Below are 20,862 nucleotides of genomic sequence, written 5' to 3'. Positions count from 1 at the left end.
AGAACGTATATTCTTATAAATATATTGTCTATAAAAACGATGAGTTTGTCAATTATCTACTTTCTTATTTCTTCTTAAATAATGCTGTCCAAAGAAATGATTCTCCAAACATAGTATTTGGTTGGTCAATTTGCTTCATCTTTCTAATTTCGATCACTTCAAATTCGTCAAATATATCTCTTAATTTTTCTTCTGAATATGCAAGACCACCTTGTAGACTCCACCCTCTATATACGTCCCAATCCGTTATTTCTGATCCATTTCGCTCATCTAAATCACCTGCTGCAAAACATGTTAATCCAAAATAACCACCCGGTTTCAATGATTTTTTAATTAAATCCACATAATGTATCCTTCTATGTGGTGGAATATGATGTAAACAGCCTGAATCGTATACAAAGTCAAAATCATTTTGACAATCTAAATTAAAAATCGAATCACAAATAAAGTGAATTTCTATCCCTTTTGCTAACGCTCTCTCTCTCGCCCAATTAATGCCCTCTATAGATAAATCTACTGCTGTTACATCAAATCCTTGAGTCGCTAAATAAATGGCATTTCTACCTGGACCACATCCAAGTTCTAATACCTTCCCTTTTGAAACTCTCTCTTTTTGTATATACGAAACTAGATTCTCATCTGGAACATTTTTAAAAAACGGAACATCCTTTTCTCTATTCTCATAAAACTCATTCCAAAATGGTTCTGCAGGTCTTAATAATGAATCAAGCATTTTTAACATGTCTTCTTGTGTGTGTAACGTTTCATTTTTCATTAATACCCCTCCACGAATTAATAGTCAGAAAATTATTATATATCTTTTCGAACTTTCAAACAAAGAAAAAAACTCCTACATTACTTCACTTTCTATTCAAAGGATTATTTTGTTGAAAAATTCATTTTGATTTATAAACGCTATCTTTTTCTTTTATTTTCCATTAAAATTGAGTAAAACTATTTTGATAACATAGGAGAAAGCTATGAAGCATAACATCAATCTATGGTCCTTTATTTGTTCTTTGGTTTGCGTTGGGCTATTCTGTTTATATTTTGAAATTCCACTTGAACTATTCAAATTTTTCACGGATTTATTACACATTCACCCTTTGTTTATATTACTAGTTTTAGCAATAGGAACTTTTTTTGCTGGTATGAAAGGATTTTCTAAAGTAGATAATTGGGTTATGATGCTTAGAAGCATAACAACAGTTCTACTAACACTTTTATTATCAGTGTTTTTAACACTAACTTTGATTGTTGGCTATGCATTAAGTTAAACTTCATTCTCCCACGAATAAAACTCAATACTATAGATACACTAGTCTCCAATTCCCCTGAAGAACCGAGCAGTTAGCTTTTGCTGGCTGCTCTTTGTCTGTAAAAATACACTCAATTGACAAGAAACGTATATAATACTCTGTGTTCCTTTCTTTATAAAGTTTTCTTAATAAAATGGATCTCGTCACGAGAGCACTTAATAAAGTGCTCTTTTTTGGTTTTATAATAAAACAAAGTAAATTTTTTATTAAGAAAACTTATTTATACCTTTCAGTTGATTATTTTCTAATTCAAGTTCACTTATTCTTCTTTGTAACAATTCCACTTCAATCTTATTCATATATGGTATAATCTGTATTATTTATTTTTTCAAGAAAGGCTAAAGTAATGAGAAAATACTTCGGTTTCATTTCAATTTTGCTAACTATTATCGTATTTTTCAATTTTTATAGTGATAGTAATTTAATTTATTTAATATTTATATCACTAGTTTTAATTATTTTTGCTCCAAAAGGGATAGGAAGGAATTTTGCTATTATAGTTTTTACACTTGTAAGTATTTTCCACCCTTTCTTTTCCATTATTATTACTATTATCATCAGGGCTATGTTTGGGGCTAGCTGACATACATTTATAACAATTCCATTTACTCCAAATCAAAATTTTATTACATAATCATTTTGATTCATTTTCTCAATGATATAATCTGCCATACTCCACTTTTTAAGAAGGGATAACACAATGAGAGAATACTTTGGTTTCATTTCAATGTTTTTAACTGGATTCTTATTTTTTAATCTATATTTTGCTGGTCCTTTTTTAATTTTAATACCTATCTCAATCGTTTTAGCTATTTTTGCTCCGAAAGGTACAGCTAAAACGTTTGCTTTTGTTGGTTTAATAATTTTCAGCATTTTCCTCGCCTGCATATATATCTTCATTTATTTTATTTAGCGCTTAGCCGAAACTCATCTCAGACAATCCCTTTCTCTAAAATAAGGATTTTGTTAAAAACTTACATGGATATATTTTTCGTTATATAATTAAATGATTAATATATTAGGAGTGTTAGTAATGTTAAAAACAATAATGATTTTGTTATACATCTGTTTCGGAATAAGTGCAGTTTTTAGATTAATAAAGGAATTTCGAAAGCCACAGAAAAAACAGTTCTTGATTTTAGTTGATTCTCTAATTTTGATAGGGGCTATATTTTTAATGGCTAGTTTCTTTATCTAAATTACATAAAAAGAACTCCCACCTAGCGAAAGCTAACTGCTTTTTTATTACAATAACTATTTTGTTTAAATTCACCTTAATTCATATCAAAGTTTCTTAACATTCGCATTAATAACTCTATAATATAATTAAACTGTTTGTATGAGGGGTGATTATTATTAACTGGAAACAAAAATACAATCTAAAATATCTCTTTTACCGAATGTATAGTTATATTTATAAAGCCCTTGATGATATATCATGGTCCTTAAAATAACGTTTTTGTTCACTTTTTTGATACATTTACGAAACATTCATGTGTTATCTTCATTAAGTTCTTTTCTTTTTATAATGTCGTGTGAGATATACCAACAGAGGAAGCCCTAGATCCTCTAATCCTAGGGCTTTTTTATAAGAATTTTATACATTTTATTATTTCCACTAACTCTTTAAATTGTATATACATAATATAAAATTCTCATGTTGTTATATTTTTTAATGGCCTCTTATCTTTCCTTAAAAGGCCCTTTTTTCAAATAACGCTTTTGTTTAATTTATATTTAAAAAGTTCCTTTTCATAAAGACTTCCTTTATATGCTATACTCATTCTTAAATAATTGTATAAGGAATGTTAAAAATGGATGATAGATCGTCAAGACAATGGAAATTGCGACAAAAGTTAAGAGCACTGAAAACAAAAAACAGAAATGATACAAACCCTTTGTTTAATGAATGCCTTAAATCCCTAGGAAACGAAACTGTCATTTTCCTCCAAGAAAAAAGCCAGCAGATTGCTACTATTTTAATGAATTCATTTCCTATAACTGTCTCGGGAAGAATAGATTGGGAACAGATAGATAATCAATTCATAGCTTCGAACAAAGAACAACTAATTTCCCTTATTAGAGCAAACCAACTAGATTTTGATGAACAGATTTTTATAATATGGGATAACTATGAGATCCCTGTAGTAAGTACAAATCTTGATAAAGTATTCCAATCACTAGTTGACGTTGATGCAGTCAGTTTTTATTACTGGCTATTAGACAAAGAATATAGATTCGTAATTGAAATGAATAATGAAGAATTGATTAGGGTTGGGTTTCGCTAATACTCTAAGCATATAAAGCTAGTTCCCTTCATTCGATAATATTTTCTTCGTCACCACCGCTATTATTATCATTATGAAACTAATAGAAAATATAGGTAAATAAATTTTCGTACTGAATCCTTCAAACATAAAACCATATACGACTTGCCCAATTGGTGCCATACATTGAGATACCGCTGTTATAAATGCCATCACTTTTCCTAGATTTTCATTTGGTGTTTTCTTTTGGACTACAGTAATCACATAGATGGATACAATTGTCATAATCATTGCGATTAGAAGAGAAGAAAGTATAAAGAGGATAAATGGTGGATAGTATCCTAAATTAAGAATATACGGTGTAACTGATAGTGCCACTGGTATTACCAATAAAGCTATGATAAGCATCCAATTATATAATGTTTTCATCTGTAACTTTTTAGCAAAGAAACCGATTGACAATGCCCCTAATATGGTTGCAAAATCAATTAATCCCATTCCAATTCCATACATCGTATCGCTACTCTGCATAGTTACTCGTAATATAATAGGTCCCCCAACAACAAATAACGGTGTCAAAATTAAGTTTAGTAAAGCTGCAAGTAACATAGCCTTCAAAATAAAAGGTTGCTTTAAAACATAAAGAAAACCTTCTTTCATATCGTTTACAATTGTCGGTACGATATGGCCTTCCTGTATTCTTTTTATAAATGGTATTGTAATAAACATTTCTAAAATCGCAGATAAAAAGAAAGCAAGACAACTTGTTATTACGAGCATTTTCAAACCAATTATGCCGTATAATATTCCTCCTAGTACAGGTGCAACTATATTAGATAATGCTTGCACACCATTTATGATACCGTTTGCTTGTTCTAACTTTTTCTCTGGAACTAATTGCGGAATACTTGCCATAACAACTGGTGAGTTCATTGCACTAACGACTGCTAGTAAAAACATAATTGTTCCAATCAATAAAATAGATACCGATTCAGTTAATAACAAAACTATAAAACTTAATACAATAGCAGCATTTATAAAATCCAAAATGACCATTACATTACGGCGGTTGAAACGATCTGCTATCGCTCCGCCAAGAGGAGCTAACAAAAACGGGATACTCGTTATGGCATATAACCCTGCAAATATATCGGCACGTCCTGTTATATCTAGCACATATAAAGACAGTGCAAAACGTAATAGTGTTGAACCTAAAATAGTAATAATTTGACCACTTACCATTAAGTGAAAATCTTTCAAGGAAGATTGAATACTTGCTGGCATCCTCATCACATCCTTCATTTAGTCTAGACCGACTGCCGGTCTATAATACCCAAACAGAAAAAAACTATTTCTGTTTCATTAAAACCTCGATCATATAATCAAAGGACCCTTCTTTCGCTCCAACAGATACTTCCATCATTTTAATATAAGCCTTAGCTCTTCTCATCATTTCTTCCGGTTTCCACTGGAATAAACCATCATCAAATATGACTTGTGCTGAAGAGAGTAATAATTCAATTATTTCTTGTGGGTATGGAGTAGAAAATATGCCTTCTTCTATTCCTTGCTCTAAAACTTCCGTTAATACAGGAGATAAATGTATAATGGATTGCACTAAACTTTTCTGATGCATCTCTGCATTATTTGGTTGATGGAATTGTTCAATCATTTTTTCTTTGACATCTCCTGATTTTGGTGATTGTTCCATTAAAATTTTAAATAACTTATCTAAAACGGGGATATCGGGATTGGAGACAATCCTTTTCGCCTTAGTGACATCCTCTTTAATAATCCTCATAATGATTTCATCCATTACTTCCTCCTTCGACTTAAAATAATGATAAAACGTCCCCTTTGCTATACCAATTTCTTTTAAAATATCATTCACGGTTGTTTTCGTATAACCTTTCGTAAGAAACAAACGCTCAGCTGTTTCTAAAATTTCCTTTCTACGCTCCTCATACTCCTTTACAGTTCGCATTCAAGTTCTCCTTCCCACCAGACCGACTGTCGGTCTATTAAAATTATATGTTTAGTTTACAAAAAGTTTCCTATTATCGTACATATACAACACCATACTTTCTATTTCCTTTATAAATTTTTATTTTTTAACGTCCGCTCAATTTGTTTAAAATGTATCTCATGTTTCTTATCGTCACCTTTCATTTTAGAAAAAGAACGATGCCCTCCGTTCGATCTATGTACTTATCAATGGAGTATTTTGTTGAGTTCCAATATGTAATATTGCATATTTCACACTTTTAATTTTTGTATATGTGATAATTTATTTATAAAAATATAAATTATTAATAAAGGTGATTTATATGAGCAAGTTCCGAAAGAAGATGATTAAATATTTGCAAACATTTTAGGGATGCTTAGCATTTGGTGTATTAATGTTTGCTATCTTCTTAATTACGGATTTAACAGATGCATCTTTAAATACATTAGGCTGGAGAGACTGGCTAGGTTCTGTAGCAGGCGCAACCATTTTATCTGTTGGGATGTTTACTTTAAATAAATTGAATTTAAAATAAATATTCGGTCAATACTGAATGTAGGATGTATGCCAACATTCATGTAAAGTAGTCTTCTCTGTATCTCCTTGTATTGAGCAGTTAGCTTTTGCTAGCTGCTCTTTTATTTTGTTCCGGTTCTTGCCTCTTAAAGAACTCTTTATCTACTTTTCCCCAATAAGTACACATATCTATTCCCCTTTGCTACAAAATGAAATCTTTATTTTGTTTTACGCGTCGCTTCTTCAATCAGCCAAGATTCAATATTAAAATCATTAGCTTCACCCTTTAAAGATATTCCGTTCCAAAAGCATTCTTTCATCACTTCAAGTAATTTTTCAACAGCTTCAATTCATCTCATATTCATTTTTCCTTTCTCCCAAATAACTATTTTGTTTTATTAATTAACTGATTAATAAAACAAACACCTTTATTAAACATTCCATGTTTCTTCACCCCTTGAATATTTTTCAAATAAAAATACATACTATTTTCAAGCCGCCGTGTCCATGGCTAATACCTCTTTCTTTTGATGTATATTTTTTAAGAAATCGAAAATAATACCAACAAGCTGTTTGAACTAGCAGCTTCACTCTTCTCGCAATGGGGATGCAAATTATCACAATTAGCTAACTCATTGAACTCACTGGCAGACAACCAAAATCGTTGTCTGCTTTTTGTATGAGATTTTTCATTTTACATATACTACTTTTGAACCTGCAGACCAATACGAGCCATTTTGGTGCTTGGGATTTCCCTTCCGGGGATAAGTATTTTTTACTTATCCCTTTTTTGTATAGACACGTATATTTAGGGTAAAACTAATTACAAGCAGATTTTCTGTTTATGCGTAGTTCTAAACAAGATTACTTTTTCTCCTATTAAAGGACGGCAGGTACGACTGCTAGTCCTTTTTTCTTATTTCGCATATTATCACTACATTACCTTCATCGTCGTCGTAAGCAAATTCCCCATAAGGATGGCAGTGGTGCTTCTCGAGTTCCTCATCGATCAAAACTAACAAATTAGTTTTCCAGTTTCCAACGATCGTACACCAATACGAGTTTAATCCTTCATAAACTTCTCTTGTTCTATTTCAATAATTGCGGAATGTATAATAAAAATACTCGCTCGCTTCAATACCTTTTCTTTTAACCAAAGTGTTCTGCTGAATGATAGTAATACCCTTGCACTAATGGTTTTGGACTATAAAATTTCCTTTATAAATTTCAAATGCGGCGAATGAAATTTTGTTTTTTTCTTGTCATCATCCTTGTTGTATACAAACAAAAAAAGAGCCACAATATTTTGCGACTCTTTTACAATTATAACTATTTAACGGCCACGTCTTTGCTGACCTTGCTTTGTACTACCTTTTTTATTACTTGGCTTATTAAATGATCGGTTATTTTCATTTCTAGAACTATTTCTCGAACTATTTCTTGAATCACTTCTCGAGCTATTTCTCGAATCACGTCTTGATTCACTTCTTGAACCTTCGCGGCTATCTCTTTGACGATACTCGCCTGATTTCTTCGGAGCCGGCTTTGGTACCGGTTTTCCATTTTCATCTACACGTTTTATCTTCGGTTGTTCGATTATTTCTCTTTGTATTGGTGCACCAAGCGTTTTTTCAATTTCTTCTAAATGTTTTTCATCTTTCGCTGCAACGAACGTAATTGCAATACCTGATCCACCTGCACGTCCTGTTCGGCCAATGCGGTGAATATAACTTTCTACATCTTCAGGAATGTCAAAGTTAAATACATGCGTTACACCATCTACATCAAGTCCACGAGCTGCTACATCCGTTGCGATTAAGTATTGAATTTTCGCTTCGCGGAAACTCTTCATGACTCTTTCACGTTTCGCTTGAGGTATATCACCATGAAGTTCAGCACAATTATAACCTAGTCCTTTTAAATTATCATAAAGCTTACTTGCTCTAACCTTTGTACGACAGAAAATAACTGCTAAAAATGGCTGATCACGATCCATAACAAAACGAAGTGCATCTGGCTTTGCACGATCTGTCGTCTCAATGACACGCTGCTCAATAGTATTTACCGTTACTTCTTCACTTTGTACTTGAATCATTTGCGGCTCATCCATATAACGTTTCGCCAATTTTTTAATATCTTTTGGCATCGTTGCTGAGAATAACATCGTTTGTTTACTACCAGGTGTCTCATCTAAAATATCTTCAATATCGTATAAGAAACCGAAATAAAGCATTTGATCCGCTTCATCTAGTACAATTGTTGAAAGATTACTTAAATCAATTGTTTCACGACGTATATGATCTAATAATCGTCCTGGTGTCGCGACAACAATATGTGTATTGCCTTTTAATTTCCTCAATTGCTGTGCTACATCTTGCCCGCCATAAATCGCTAGTACATTAATATCTTCTCTTTGAACAAGCATTTTTTTAATTTCAGTTGTAATTTGCAGTGCTAGTTCCCTTGTTGGTGCAACAATTAAAGCCTGAACATCACTACACTCTGGATCGATTTTTTCTAAAATCGGTAACACGAATGCTAACGTTTTACCCGTTCCTGTTTTCGCCTGCCCAATAATATCTTTACCTGACATAATAACTGGAATTGCCTGCTCTTGAATTGGTGTTGCTTCTGTAATTCCATTTTCACGTAATGTATGATTAAAAGTTTCACTAATTCCTAATTCTAAAAAGTTTTTCAAATAGACCACTTCTTTTCCTTATTTTTCACATTAGCTTTCATTGTACCATTTGTTTCGCCAAATATGAAAAATAAAAAAATTCTTATCTTATTTTTTATATTCATCGTGTACTAGTTGGATAAATTCTTTTTGTTTTTTCTCTGATTTTATTAATGCTTCCATGTTAGTAGTAGACAAAATGAACTTTTTAATTTTTCTATTACTCCAAATTAGTCTTGTATACTTTGTATCTTCGTGTAGCCTTCGAAACCACTCAAATTTGCTTAATTTTGCAATATGATATTTTAATTTCATATCATTTCGAGGATAAAATAAAATTATGTCCATTATTACATCCAGCAATAAACTCATCTTCTCCCCTCCTACACATATATATTTCAATGTTAAGGAAACATAGTTACAAGGTGATAAAATTGACCAATACATTCATAAAGATTTTTTGCGTATTTTTCTTACTATATTTTCAATCCACCACAATTATAATGGCGAAATCTCAAACAGATGTAATAATTGAATTCAAACATGCTATACTCAAAAATGATAAAAAATTAATGAGGTCATATGTAACAGAAGGGGTTGAACTACCTACTTTCCAAACAAATAAACAAATTCATGAAATTAAAATAGTACCGTCTCCAAAAGAAGATACCACAATCCTTATTTCTTATTCCAAAGACACTGATGATGGATTTACTATCGGTTGCATTTTAGAAATAGTAACAAAGAATAATAAAATATCTCAAATTAATCAAATTTATGATGGAACGAATCCATTTATGAAAGAAGCTACTACTGTAAAAGAATATGAAATGAAGTGTAAGGAACATATACTTACTCCTACAAAATTCCCGTTCGAAATTCACGAATTTCAAGGGTACATCTATAACGATTACTTAAACCTCCAATACTACAATGAAGATATTAATGGGATTTTTAAAATCACTGTTTCACCAGTTCAAAACAAATTATACTTCTATTCACTTAGGGGAGCTAAGTTCTACAGCTTAAAAAATAATATAAAAGCATTATATAATCCTCATTTTGATTCAGCATATGAGCTTATCTTTCAGCAGAATGGTTTTCAATATACAATTGCAATTGGTAACAAACGCTATATAAAAGGAAAATATAACGTAAAGGATTTAATTCAAATTGCAGAATCTATGAATTAAAAAAACGATCTTTTCGATATAGGAAAGATCGTTTTTTATTATTTTATACAGTAAGCTTTCCTCCATGATAACAATAATACGTTGCTGCTTTAAGGTTTTTTATTCTCTTTAAAGATTCTTCCGCTTTTTCTATATTTAAACAAAAATTCGGATTAGCTATTACTAATTCACAATTATCTTGAACTGCCGCATCCCCTGTGATTACACACTCTAAGTCCGGAAAATATAATGAAATATGCCCCGAAGTATGTCCTGGCGTCGCTACTATTTGACATTCATCATTTAAAATCATTTGACCATCACTTACTTTTTCATCGACGCAAATATGTCTTATATTTTTTAATTGCTGTATAAACCATTCACCAAATTCTTTCTCTTCAATTGGCATATGTTCTAACATTTCTTCAGCTTGAACTAGTCTCTCCGATTTTATTTCACCACTAATGTAGTTAGATTCTATTTCACTAGCAATAATATTAATGTGAGGATATTTCACTTTGAAATCATATAAAGATCCTATATGATCGTCATCATAATGAGTAATAATTATATTTTTTAAGTTTTTCATCTCATACCCATGTTTTACAATTGCATCTTCAATTAAAGGTAAAAAGTTTATATAACCTGTATCTACTAAAGTTAATTCCTTGTTTAATATAAGTAAGCTCGGATATATACATTGTTTTGCCCCATTAAATTCAAATTCAATTGGTAGTTCTATTATCTTCACTTTTTTCCCCCATACCCTTTATTAGATGTTTGCTAATAAATCATCCACATACATTTTACTGTACATACTTATGTAACGAAACACTATGAGTCGTTACATAACAAACATTCTATTATTTTGAACAGGTAATTCCTTATTTTTATGGAAATATACAATAAGATAAATAATAAAATTGATTACTTCTTCACTTTTTTGTCTATCCTTTTAAAAAATCTATGTTTTTGTAAAAGGAGTGTTACTATGGAGAAACAGACACTTTGGAAAAAATTCAAAAAAAGCTCCGCAAACCTCGGGAAATCTAGCGTATATGAAAGTATTATTTTATACTACACAATGAGAAAAAAAGGGTTACCTACTAAAGCGAAATTCATAATATTAGCCGCTTTAACCTATTACGTATTAACAATCGACTTCATTCCAGATATAGCTGCTATTATTGGGATTGGCTTATTAGATGATGTTTTAGCAATTGCTATAGCGCATAAATTTGTAATGCGCCATGCGGACGCTGAAATTCGAGAGAAGAGCAAAGTAAAAATGGAGTCATTATTTACTTCAGCACAAGTATAATGAAACTATCTAGTCATTTACCTAGCTTTTTACTTTCAAAAAAGCTAACTTTAATTATTGATAGTTCTATTTAAGCTTCATCATGAGAGCATTACAGCATAAATTCTTAATTTCTCTTAGCTCTCAAGCCGTAAACAAATAGGGGCCAGTACTTGTTTCTAAGTTCTGACACCCTATTATTTGTTCTTATATTTATCTGTTATTCAATTCATTCAGGAAAGATTCCCGTAGAGACATCCTTATATAAAGAAAGACCATATTAGTGCAGATAGTTTATACAGTTACATGCGTCCCCCTATACAAAACTGCTATTGCCACTACTATAAGCATCATCCCCATAAAAGCAGGTGCAGCATGACCAAGTGATACATAGATTTGTCCTCCAATAATTGGCCCAATCATTCTTGCCAAAGCTTGAATAGATTGGCTACCGCCTTGAACCCTTCCTTGTTCACTAGAATCGACAGACTTTGAAAGCATCCCATTAAATGAAGGTCCGAAAATCGAGTCACCAAAACCAAACAGTAACATCCCAACGATTAGAAGCGGATATAGGGAAAATAAAGCAGATGCGGCAATAAAACTGTATCCAATAATCTCCGAAACCATCCCAAGTATTGCTATTTGTTTATCAGTAAGCTTGATCAAAAGTTTTGGCATTATAAAAGCTTGTGAAATGATATCTTGAAAGCCCATAATTGAAAACATAAGTCCGATTAGTGCAGGCTTCCAGCTAAAAGTATCCATCGTAAATTGTGTGAAAATTGCTTGTAAAGATCCGTTAGGTATCCATAGTAAAAACGCTGAGATGAGTAACCATTTTAAGTTTTTCATGGAAAGTATGTTTGCAAGCTGTACAAAAGGATTTAACCTTACAACATTAATCTCTTTTAACCTATTATTTTTGTCTAGGCTCTCAGGCATATATTTCATCCCATATAAGACATTTAATAAAGTTATGAACGCTCCGAAATATAAAGGTACAGAATGATCAAAATTTGCAAGTAATCCCCCAAGAGTTGGTCCGATAATGGTTCCTGCACCTACCACTGCACTCACCCACCCAAAATACTTCGTTCTCTGCTTTGGAGGAATGATATCTGCAAAATATGCAAAAATTGTACTTATACTCCCGCCTGTTATACCTTCAATTATGCGTCCAGCAAATAGTACCCATAAAGCACCTCCTACACCAAAAACTAAGTACCCGATTGCAGAACCGAAAAGGCATATTAAAAGTAATGGACGACGGCCATATTTATCGCTTAAAACTCCGAGTGCAGGAGCAGAAAAAAATACGCAAACCGCATAAACAGAGGTCAGTAGCGTAACAACTAGAGCCTGTTCTTCCGGACTACTTATATAAGGCTGCACTAAGAATGGAACAACAGGCAGTATGATACTGAAACCTATTCCACAAAGAAATACAGAAATAAGGCCGAATATTAAAGCATGTTTATCAATATTTTTTTCAGTTTCACTTTCATTTTGTGATCTAAATATAGACATTTAACTTCTCCTCTTAAAATATTTTGTTGCTTTGTCAACAAAATATTAACTCTGTTTTGTTGATTAGTCAACAAAAATACAATAATAAAAAGGTAGCCTTACTGTGAGCAGGCTACCTTTTTATTATATAAATGTATCCCGGATTAACGAGCAATTAAGTTCGTTTTCGGGATTAACTACCCGTTAATGCCCGAATGCTTCAACTTTATTACGACTTAATATGTATACCTTGTTTCTTTATTTCTGCATCCAAATGCCTACTATACTTTTCCACGAAGCTAATTATACTGTCGAATTCTGACTCGGTTACTTGCTCAAATACGGCTTTATCCCTCTCTTGAAACTCATTGTGCAACTCTTCGTGAATTTTATATATTTCTTTCCCTTGTTCAGTAAGCCTAAAATAGATTTCTTTTTTATTATCTGATTTCTGGTAACTTTCCATAAGGCCTTTTTTTATGAGCTTCTTAGTCATTCTACTTATTGCACCGCGAGTCACATAAAAAGCCTCTGCAAGTTGTGTCACGTTAGAATCTGCATTGTTTTCAATATATTCAATGCAATGTACTTCAGAAGACTTAAAACCTTTAAGACCTACTTCCATCTTATCCTTATTAAGCCAAACCATCTTATTATATAATTCCCTGAAACCGTTCATGACCTGTTCTTCCTTATTCATGGTCTATCCTCCTAACCGCTCATTCATACGTTAAGACCATTATATTAAATTTCTGTTTCCGTTTCGACAATATTGATATAATTATTTGAGTTATAAATGAAAATAGACGCTTAAATAAAATAATTCACTATACGGAAAATAAGGCATGTGTATTAAAACTTGTACTACACATTAGATAAAAAGTAAGAGCTAAGACTAGTTTTCTTAGCTCTTCTTTCATAAAATTTATGTTTTTTAAATACTATTTCACTTCATTAGCTACAAAAAATTGCTCACAAACACTGGAAATGCGCTGCAAGTCTACATTCCCACCAGATATAACCGCGACTACTTTTTTCCCTTTAATATATGTATCCACTTTCCCTGCAAGTAGGGCAGCAGTAGCTAATGCACCAGCACCTTCTACAACAGCTTTTCCACGTTGTAATAAGTCTTTCATCGCTACTTCTAATTCACCTTCTGACACTGTTACAATATCATTTACTAATTCTTTTACAACTTCAAAAGTTAAATCGCCTGGTATTTTAACTGCGCAACCATCTGCTATAGTAGGCGCCTCATAATGTTCTACAATTGTACCTTTGTCATAAGATGCCTTCATCCCATGAACATTTTCTGCTTGGACACCAATTATATTAATGGATGGATTAAAAGATTTTAATGCAACTGCAATACCAGAAATAATGCCACCTCCGCCAATTGGTACAATGACAGTATCAACATCCCACATATCATCAAGAATGTCCAAACCAATCGTACCTTGACCAGCCATTACTTCTACATCGTCATATGGATGTAAATATGTTTCACCTGTTTCCCTTATTATCTCCTCACATTTTGCCTTTGCATCATCAAAAGTTTCACCGTATAAAATCACTTCTGATCCATATCCTCTAGTTGCTTCAACTTTCGCCTGAGGGGCAGAAATTGGCATCACAATTTTACTCTTAATACCAAGTAAATGAGCAGATAAAGCAATTCCTTGTGCATGATTACCAGCGGAACAAGTAATTACTCCTCTCTCTTTTTCTTGATCTGTCAACTGTGACATTTTATTAAATGCACCTCGAAATTTAAAAGAACCCGTTAATTGCATATTTTCTAATTTCAAGTGAATTTCTCCACCTGTTTTACTAGTCAAATAAAATGATTTTACTAAAGGCGTTTTACGAGCATTTCTGTCTAAAATGTTTTGAGCTTTTTTAATATCATCTATATGTAACGGTAGTTTTTTAGTTATCATACTAACACCTCTTCCAATGGTCTATTCCTAAGTTTTCGTATGTAGCAACTCCTTTATACGAAACCAACTATATTAAGAAAAAGTCTTTATATATGTACCTCACTCTGTAATACACACAGTTGTAAACAATTCAATATCCTCTTCATATCACGTTCTTTGTAATGATTCAGGCATGCAATTTGGATCCAATTATTCTTTTGTAAATAAGATGACTCATAATGAACAATGTATCCTTGTAACGCTAACGCATCACCAATCGCCTTAGAAGACTGATTTTCATTTAATTGAATGGTAACTATAATTGGCGCGGCATGTTCTTTAGGTGAAACAAGATTTAAACCCATATTGGTAATAGTTTGTTCAATATATGCATACGTCTCGTTTATTTTTTCAAATGCTTTTGCATCTTCAAATCTCTTTAATGCTTCTTGCAGTGCATAAATTAAATTCCACGAATGAGAATATGGAATACTTTCATTTTCTTCGTACATACCAACGTCCATATAGGCCGGTAATGTCTCGTTTACTTTCACATTATGATTATAAAAAACGAAAGATAATCCAGTAAACGATTTAATTGCCTTTCCACTAACACCGCTTGCAAAATATACATCCTTCAAGTCTATCGGTATTGCTCCAATCGAACTGATACAATCTACACATAGCTTCACATTATACTTTTTACTTAAAACATTTAGCTCGTCTAAATCATTTAACATTCCGGTTGATGTTTCATGGTGAACAAACCAAAGCCATTCATAATCGCCAGTTCCCATTATTTTTTCTAATTCGGTATAAATAAACGGTTCTCCCATTTCTTTTTTATACGTATCAAAATGTAATTGCGCGCGTGCTGCATGTCCAACTAATCTATTACCAAATTCCCCATTTGTTAATACTAGTCCTTTCCCTTTTAAAGAACGTAACTGTAAAGCAATAGCATCATTTGCTAACGTCCCTGTTCCTAACATAAGTTGTACATGCTTTGCTTTTGTCATGTGAAGTAACCGTTTTTTCACATTGTCCATTGTCACTTGAAATGACTTAGAACGATGCGAAATAGGCTTAGTAGAAAATGCCTTTCGAACATTTTCTTCAATATCTACTGGACCAGGTAAAAACGTATATTCTTTCGTCATAATTCCCCCAACACTCGATGCTTCAAACAGAGCAGGGGTAACATACATTGGCTGGAAGGCTGCTTCTTCTGTACCAACTAACGTATGGAAAGATTTGAATCCCATTTGCTCATATAGAGGTAGTTCACGTGTTGTAGCAGAAATGAGTGCCAATTCATATCCATTTAGAAGCAAATAACGATGTAAAAAGCGAATTAAACCTAACAACGCTCTTCCATTTCTATATTCACGTTCTACTGAAAGTAAACGAATTTCATATACGTTTTCTCCATGTTCTTGCAAATAATAATCTAGATTTGGAATTTTATTATCTAACGAGAATGGTCGTTTTCCTCGCAATGTAACCATACCTACTAACTTATCGTTATCTAAACAAATTAAATATGTATTTTCTTCATGGAAACGATCTATACGAACACGCTCTTTCGTTTCTTCATGTTGCGGAATTTCTTCTACAAATGTTTTATAATTCAACTTATGTATACTTTCAAATTCCCAAGCTTGATCAGCAACTTTATAAATTAACCCCATGCCTTCTCTCCTTTATGTATTTAATAAAAATTATAAGTGGAGATTAACTCCACTTATAAAAAGTTCATTTCATTCTCGATTTACATATAAAATAAGTACAATGATAAGTGCACTTAATATAGTCGTAACAATAGAGTAAGAATACAAAATCATGCAGACTGGTAAACAAGCGATTGTAATTAGTCCTGGCTTAGTAAATCCTTTAAAGATTAAATAAAATATAATGAAAACAGCAACAAGGGTAAGCGTTATCAAATAATCAAATGCAATTAATCCTCCAATAAATGTTGAAATGCCTTTTCCACCCTTGCCTTTAAATAAAATCGGGTAAATATGTCCAAGTAAAACAGCCAGTAAAGCTAACATTACAAATGTAGAATCTTCAAAAAGGTATTTTGCAATAGAAATTACGATTGCCCCTTTGATCGCATCACCTAAAAATGTAGCGACGAAATACCCTTTTCCATATACTCGCCCCATATTTCTTGCGCCAGGATTACCGCTTCCTTCCTGCCGAATATCAACATTATGTTTCCATTTCGTCACTATATAAGCGGTCAATATGTTTCCAAATAAATAAGAAGCCACCAAATACAAAAATTGCATACTATTAATCATGTAATCATTCACTTTCTACATGGGAGTACTTATACAATATTCAATGACTATGTATATTGTACTTTTCTTACTTTACATCCCTTTATACATTTTAACATCATATTTTTACAAATCATACAAAAATTCTCATGTAGCTATTTATTAAAATATAAATTCTTCATTAAGTAATAGGTTCCTTTCACTGCTAGTTCTGATGGTGATACAAATATAACTTCTCCCATACTTTTCTCGCAGCATTTCTTAAATTCAGCATATATTTCAGGAACGAAACGTAATATACTGCCACTTACTGCAATTGAAGTTGATAAATCAAACTGCATCTTATTGTAAATATTCACCGTAATTCTCGTTAATTCCGTAGCCGCTTGCACCATAATTTCACGTGCGTCATCATTCCCATTTCTCGCTTCCTCAATAATGAATGGTGCGATTGCTGCAACTTTATCTTTTGAAAAACTATATACTAGTCTTTTTATATGAGACAATGTCAAAAGTTGAAACTCTTCTTGAATTCTTAAGCTTAGTGGGCAAAGTGGAACTCCTTGATCAAATTGATTTGCCATTCTCTTTAAACCTTGTAACCCAATCCAATATCCGCTTCCTTCATCTCCTAAAATATGTCCCCATCCACCGCTATACTCGTACACTTCTCCTTTCTTTCCTAAACAAATCGCACCTGTACCGCCAATTGTTAAAATCCCATCCTTTCCTTTTAAAGCAGCTGCATGAGCAATCGTTGCGTCATTAAAAACTTCAATTTGTGTTCCGTACTTCTTTTTTAGACGTAATGTTAACTCATTCGTATTTGCTCCACTTACACCCGCTAATCCTAAACAAATACACACGCAATTCCCATTTAATAACCCTCTCTGGCATTGATCAATCGCTTCCATAATATGAAAAAGTGCTTCTTCAAAATCTATTAATATATTTCCAAAACCACTCGTAGCCCTTTCAAGTTCACTTCCGTCTTGATTAAATGCAATTGCTTCTGTCTTTGTTCCCCCGCCGTCTACTCCAATCATATATTTCATATGTTCGCCTCATTCTCTTCAAATTGGAGGGAATGTTATATTCCCTAAAACTACAGATTGCTTTGCACCTGTTGCACTTGGCACATTACTCGGATTACGATGATACGTTTCGTTTGCTAAAATGGCAAAGGCGATTGCTTCTTTCGCCTCTGAAGAATAGCCTATATCTTCTTGAATGAATATGGCGCATTTTTCATCCTTCAATCCATACCGTATCATTTCAACAAGTGTACGATTATAACTGCCGCCACCGCCTAAAATCACCTCATCGATTTCATAATACGGCAGAATAAACTCCTTATACTGATGAACGATTGAACTTGCTGTAAACATCGTGACAGTCGTCAATATATTTTCTTTACTATGCTTTTCATACTGCTTCAACAACTCACTGACAAATTCTTCTCCAAACTGTTCTCTACCAGTTGATTTCGGTGGATTCATTTTCAAAAATGGATGATTCATACAATAGGTCAATATTTCATCTACAACTACTCCCTGTTTTGCAATCCTACCATTTTGATCATATGACAACTGAAATAGCCTTTGACATACTTCATCCATTACCATATTACCTGGACCAGTATCAAAAGCTATAACGCTTTTATCACTTTGGTGACTTGGTATTACTGTAACATTACCGATCCCGCCAATATTTTGTAGTAATCTATTTTTAGTTGGATGACGATACAAAATGATTTCTGAATATGGTACAAGTGGTGCACCTTGCCCCCCTGCTGCGATATCCATCGTTCGAAAATTAGAAATAACCGTCGTATTCGTTTCATATGCTATAACTGCTGGTTCTCCAATTTGCAATGTGGAAGGAATCATATTACCATCTTGCTTTGGCTGATGATAAATCGTTTGTCCATGAGAACCTATTAAATCTAATTGTTTCAAAGGAAAGTTGACCTCTTTACAAACTTCCTTTACAGCACCTGCGAAGCATAAACTGAGTTTGAAATTTAAACTGCATATAAGTTGTACATTTGAATTTTCTATTGATAATGCCTGCTGGATTTCATTTTTCATATCATTATAAAATGGCACAGTAGTAAAATGGATGAGTTCAACTTTAGAGCCTACACCACTCCCTTCTATATGAACGAGTGCTACATCTATTCCATCTAATGAAGTACCGGACATAATCCCTGCAATATACATAGCATGCATGACCTCCCCTTTACTAAAAAACAATCATGTAAGTTATAAACGTACAACCGATCGAAAATAATATAAATCTAAAAAACAAATGAGTTTTTGATGCAAGCGATCCATCAATGAAAGAAACAACTACTGTAAGCAAAATACTTGCCGCAATGCTTGTAACGAGCCATATACTATACATTTGTGATAAATGTAGCATTCTTAATAAAGGTACGAAAAGTAAATTCGCACATATCACTCCAAATAATAATAAAAATACACCTTTATAACTAAATTTTATATTCATTCCATTTCACCCTCTCTGGACTTCATGTGAAAGAAGTGATAGACAAAATGCCTATCACTCAAAAATAAAATATAAAACTTACGGATTAACAGATCCCCCATCACCATTTTTCTCAATTTCAAGCATGTTTTTGTCGTACATTTTAAAGAATGGTAAATAAATAAGGAATGAAATTGTTATGTTGATAAATACGAGTACAATCGCTCTCCAATCCCCACCTGTTGCTAAATATGCACCAATTGGAGCTGGTAATGTCCATGGAGGCATTATATGTGTTGGTGTAACAAACCCCATCGCAGTTGCTGAGTATGCAATAGTTGCTGTTACTAGTGGTGTAATGATAAATGGGATAATTAATATTGGGTTTAGTACGATTGGCAATCCAAAAATAACAGGTTCATTAATATTAAAAATACCAGGTACAATACAACTTCTCGATAATGCTTTCGAATATTTCGATCTACCAAATACAATCATAGCTAATACAAGTCCTAGCGTTGCGCCCGAACCACCAATCCATATAAACCATTGGTATAATGGTTCTGGTGAAATGAATGGTAACTGATTTGCGCCACTAGCAACTGCTTCACCATTTTTCCCTAAATATACTTCCCATAATGGCCGGGCAACAGTTCCAACAACCGACACACCATGAATTCCGAATGACCAAAAAAATGTAATTAAAAATACTGGAATGATTACACCGAAGTAACTATCACCAGCTTTTACTAACGGTGCCGCTAATTTATCAACTACATGATGTAAATCAATACTAAAAACGACAGTTACTAAACTCATTAAAATAATAACGAATGCAGCAGGTATAAGTGCTTCAAACGAACGTGAAACAGACGGCGGTACTTGTTCTGGCATTTTAATCATTACATTTTTCGTCTTACAAAATCTTAATATCTCAACTGATAAAATAGAAACAATCATTGTCACGAATAATCCATGACCCCCGAGATTTGTCATCGGAAGCATAAACCCTTTTTTATCAATTAATTCAGGCGTTAATGTTAATAGTAATGAACATACTGCAAGCTGTGCTCCTGATAAAGCATCTAGCTTATAACTTTTCGCTAAATTATATCCTATTCCAAATGCTATATATAAAGACATAATAAACATCGTTAAACGATATGGTATTAATATACTTGTTTGATTTTTTAATGCCCAAACAGATATGAAACTATCTTTCGGTAATGGTGGAAATGCTACGATTAAAAAGAAACTTCCTACAATAATAAATGGTAACGCTGAAATAACTCCATCACGGATTGCTTGTAAATGCCTCTGTTCAGAAAGCCTTGCCATCGGTCCAGATAAGTTTCTATCAAGAAACGTGACAAATTTATTCATAACGCTTCCCC

19 protein-coding genes and 2 pseudogenes are annotated in these 20,862 nt (G+C 32.8%); 5 read left to right on the top strand and 16 right to left on the bottom strand.

All coding sequences use genetic code 11. From position 1 onward, the window contains the following. Positions 1 to 64 precede the first annotated feature (64 nt). On the bottom strand, positions 65 to 775 hold the full coding sequence (locus ACLBWW_RS23510) for a class I SAM-dependent methyltransferase (protein ID WP_447614272.1): 711 nt from the start codon (positions 773 to 775) through the stop codon (positions 65 to 67). Between the two features lie 205 nt (positions 776 to 980). On the opposite strand from ACLBWW_RS23510, the gene ACLBWW_RS23505 reads away from it, so the two are divergent. Then, on the top strand, positions 981 to 1,277 hold the full coding sequence (locus tag ACLBWW_RS23505; protein ID WP_098077040.1) for a hypothetical protein: 297 nt from the start codon (positions 981 to 983) through the stop codon (positions 1,275 to 1,277). A 720-nt stretch (positions 1,278 to 1,997) separates the two neighbouring features. On the opposite strand, the pseudogene ACLBWW_RS23500 reads toward ACLBWW_RS23505, so the two are convergent. Beyond that, positions 1,998 to 2,207: pseudogene (locus ACLBWW_RS23500) on the bottom strand (hypothetical protein); the annotation flags it as partial. A 926-nt stretch (positions 2,208 to 3,133) separates the two neighbouring features. On the opposite strand from ACLBWW_RS23500, the gene ACLBWW_RS23495 reads away from it, so the two are divergent. Beyond that, a complete protein-coding gene (locus tag ACLBWW_RS23495) occupies positions 3,134 to 3,607 on the top strand; it encodes a CDI toxin immunity protein (RefSeq protein ID WP_262721192.1) in 474 nt (157 codons plus the stop codon). An 18-nt stretch (positions 3,608 to 3,625) separates the two neighbouring features. Here the strand turns inward: ACLBWW_RS23495 and ACLBWW_RS23490 are convergent, their stop codons facing one another. Together ACLBWW_RS23490 and ACLBWW_RS23485 are read right to left on the bottom strand one after the other, a co-directional pair. After that, positions 3,626 to 4,870, bottom strand: a complete 1,245-nt coding sequence (locus ACLBWW_RS23490; RefSeq protein WP_048546861.1) for an MFS transporter — start codon at positions 4,868 to 4,870, stop codon at positions 3,626 to 3,628. Positions 4,871 to 4,934: 64 nt separating this feature from the next. Further along, positions 4,935 to 5,570 carry a TetR/AcrR family transcriptional regulator gene (locus ACLBWW_RS23485; protein ID WP_098077034.1) on the bottom strand — a complete coding sequence of 212 codons (636 nt, stop codon included), beginning with the start codon at positions 5,568 to 5,570 and terminating at the stop codon, positions 4,935 to 4,937. A 343-nt stretch (positions 5,571 to 5,913) separates the two neighbouring features. On the opposite strand from ACLBWW_RS23485, the pseudogene ACLBWW_RS23480 reads away from it, so the two are divergent. After that, positions 5,914 to 6,126 (top strand): annotated as a pseudogene (locus ACLBWW_RS23480) (hypothetical protein). A gap of 1,314 nt (positions 6,127 to 7,440) precedes the next feature. Here ACLBWW_RS23480 and ACLBWW_RS23475 read toward each other — a convergent pair. Next, positions 7,441 to 8,817 carry a DEAD/DEAH box helicase gene (locus tag ACLBWW_RS23475; protein WP_098123790.1) on the bottom strand — a complete coding sequence of 459 codons (1,377 nt, stop codon included), beginning with the start codon at positions 8,815 to 8,817 and terminating at the stop codon, positions 7,441 to 7,443. Between the two features lie 78 nt (positions 8,818 to 8,895). Then, on the bottom strand, positions 8,896 to 9,159 hold the full coding sequence (locus tag ACLBWW_RS23470; protein WP_098633826.1) for a hypothetical protein: 264 nt from the start codon (positions 9,157 to 9,159) through the stop codon (positions 8,896 to 8,898). Between the two features lie 29 nt (positions 9,160 to 9,188). Between ACLBWW_RS23470 and ACLBWW_RS23465 the strand changes: the two genes are divergently transcribed. Next, positions 9,189 to 9,980 (top strand): hypothetical protein, encoded by a 792-nt coding sequence (locus ACLBWW_RS23465; protein ID WP_098633827.1) that lies wholly within the window; start codon positions 9,189 to 9,191, stop codon positions 9,978 to 9,980. A 43-nt stretch (positions 9,981 to 10,023) separates the two neighbouring features. Here the strand turns inward: ACLBWW_RS23465 and ACLBWW_RS23460 are convergent, their stop codons facing one another. Beyond that, on the bottom strand, positions 10,024 to 10,710 hold the full coding sequence (locus tag ACLBWW_RS23460) for an MBL fold metallo-hydrolase (RefSeq protein WP_048546853.1): 687 nt from the start codon (positions 10,708 to 10,710) through the stop codon (positions 10,024 to 10,026). Between the two features lie 240 nt (positions 10,711 to 10,950). On the opposite strand from ACLBWW_RS23460, the gene ACLBWW_RS23455 reads away from it, so the two are divergent. Continuing rightward, positions 10,951 to 11,280, top strand: coding sequence for a YkvA family protein (locus tag ACLBWW_RS23455; RefSeq protein ID WP_048546852.1), 330 nt, complete (start codon positions 10,951 to 10,953; stop codon positions 11,278 to 11,280). A 273-nt stretch (positions 11,281 to 11,553) separates the two neighbouring features. Here the strand turns inward: ACLBWW_RS23455 and ACLBWW_RS23450 are convergent, their stop codons facing one another. The 9 genes from ACLBWW_RS23450 to ACLBWW_RS23410 form a co-directional block, all read right to left on the bottom strand. Continuing rightward, on the bottom strand, positions 11,554 to 12,789 hold the full coding sequence (locus ACLBWW_RS23450) for an MFS transporter (RefSeq protein WP_048546851.1): 1,236 nt from the start codon (positions 12,787 to 12,789) through the stop codon (positions 11,554 to 11,556). Between the two features lie 208 nt (positions 12,790 to 12,997). Next, positions 12,998 to 13,468: a MarR family transcriptional regulator gene (locus tag ACLBWW_RS23445; protein WP_048546849.1), complete on the bottom strand. Its 471-nt coding sequence runs from the start codon at positions 13,466 to 13,468 to the stop codon at positions 12,998 to 13,000. Positions 13,469 to 13,709: 241 nt separating this feature from the next. Further along, positions 13,710 to 14,711, bottom strand: coding sequence for a bifunctional threonine ammonia-lyase/L-serine ammonia-lyase TdcB (tdcB, locus tag ACLBWW_RS23440; protein WP_447614271.1), 1,002 nt, complete (start codon positions 14,709 to 14,711; stop codon positions 13,710 to 13,712). Between the two features lie 86 nt (positions 14,712 to 14,797). Next, positions 14,798 to 16,381, bottom strand: coding sequence for an aminotransferase class V-fold PLP-dependent enzyme (locus ACLBWW_RS23435; protein ID WP_048546845.1), 1,584 nt, complete (start codon positions 16,379 to 16,381; stop codon positions 14,798 to 14,800). A 69-nt stretch (positions 16,382 to 16,450) separates the two neighbouring features. Beyond that, on the bottom strand, positions 16,451 to 16,999 hold the full coding sequence (plsY, locus tag ACLBWW_RS23430) for a glycerol-3-phosphate 1-O-acyltransferase PlsY (RefSeq protein ID WP_048546841.1): 549 nt from the start codon (positions 16,997 to 16,999) through the stop codon (positions 16,451 to 16,453). A gap of 134 nt (positions 17,000 to 17,133) precedes the next feature. Then, positions 17,134 to 18,033, bottom strand: coding sequence for a BadF/BadG/BcrA/BcrD ATPase family protein (locus tag ACLBWW_RS23425; protein WP_098079281.1), 900 nt, complete (start codon positions 18,031 to 18,033; stop codon positions 17,134 to 17,136). 18 nt (positions 18,034 to 18,051) lie between these two features. Further along, positions 18,052 to 19,200, bottom strand: coding sequence for an anhydro-N-acetylmuramic acid kinase AnmK (gene anmK / locus ACLBWW_RS23420; protein WP_098681664.1), 1,149 nt, complete (start codon positions 19,198 to 19,200; stop codon positions 18,052 to 18,054). Positions 19,201 to 19,222: 22 nt separating this feature from the next. Then, complete coding sequence (locus ACLBWW_RS23415; protein WP_447614270.1) at positions 19,223 to 19,489, bottom strand: hypothetical protein; 267 nt, start codon at positions 19,487 to 19,489, stop codon at positions 19,223 to 19,225. 78 nt (positions 19,490 to 19,567) lie between these two features. Continuing rightward, on the bottom strand, positions 19,568 to 20,851 hold the full coding sequence (locus ACLBWW_RS23410) for a PTS sugar transporter subunit IIC (protein WP_098123780.1): 1,284 nt from the start codon (positions 20,849 to 20,851) through the stop codon (positions 19,568 to 19,570). Positions 20,852 to 20,862: the final 11 nt, after the last annotated feature.

It is taken from the genome of Bacillus sp. M5A3_1b (assembly GCF_053345335.1).
Note: the sequence above shows the minus strand (reverse complement) of the source record. Positions and strands in the feature narration are given on the sequence as shown.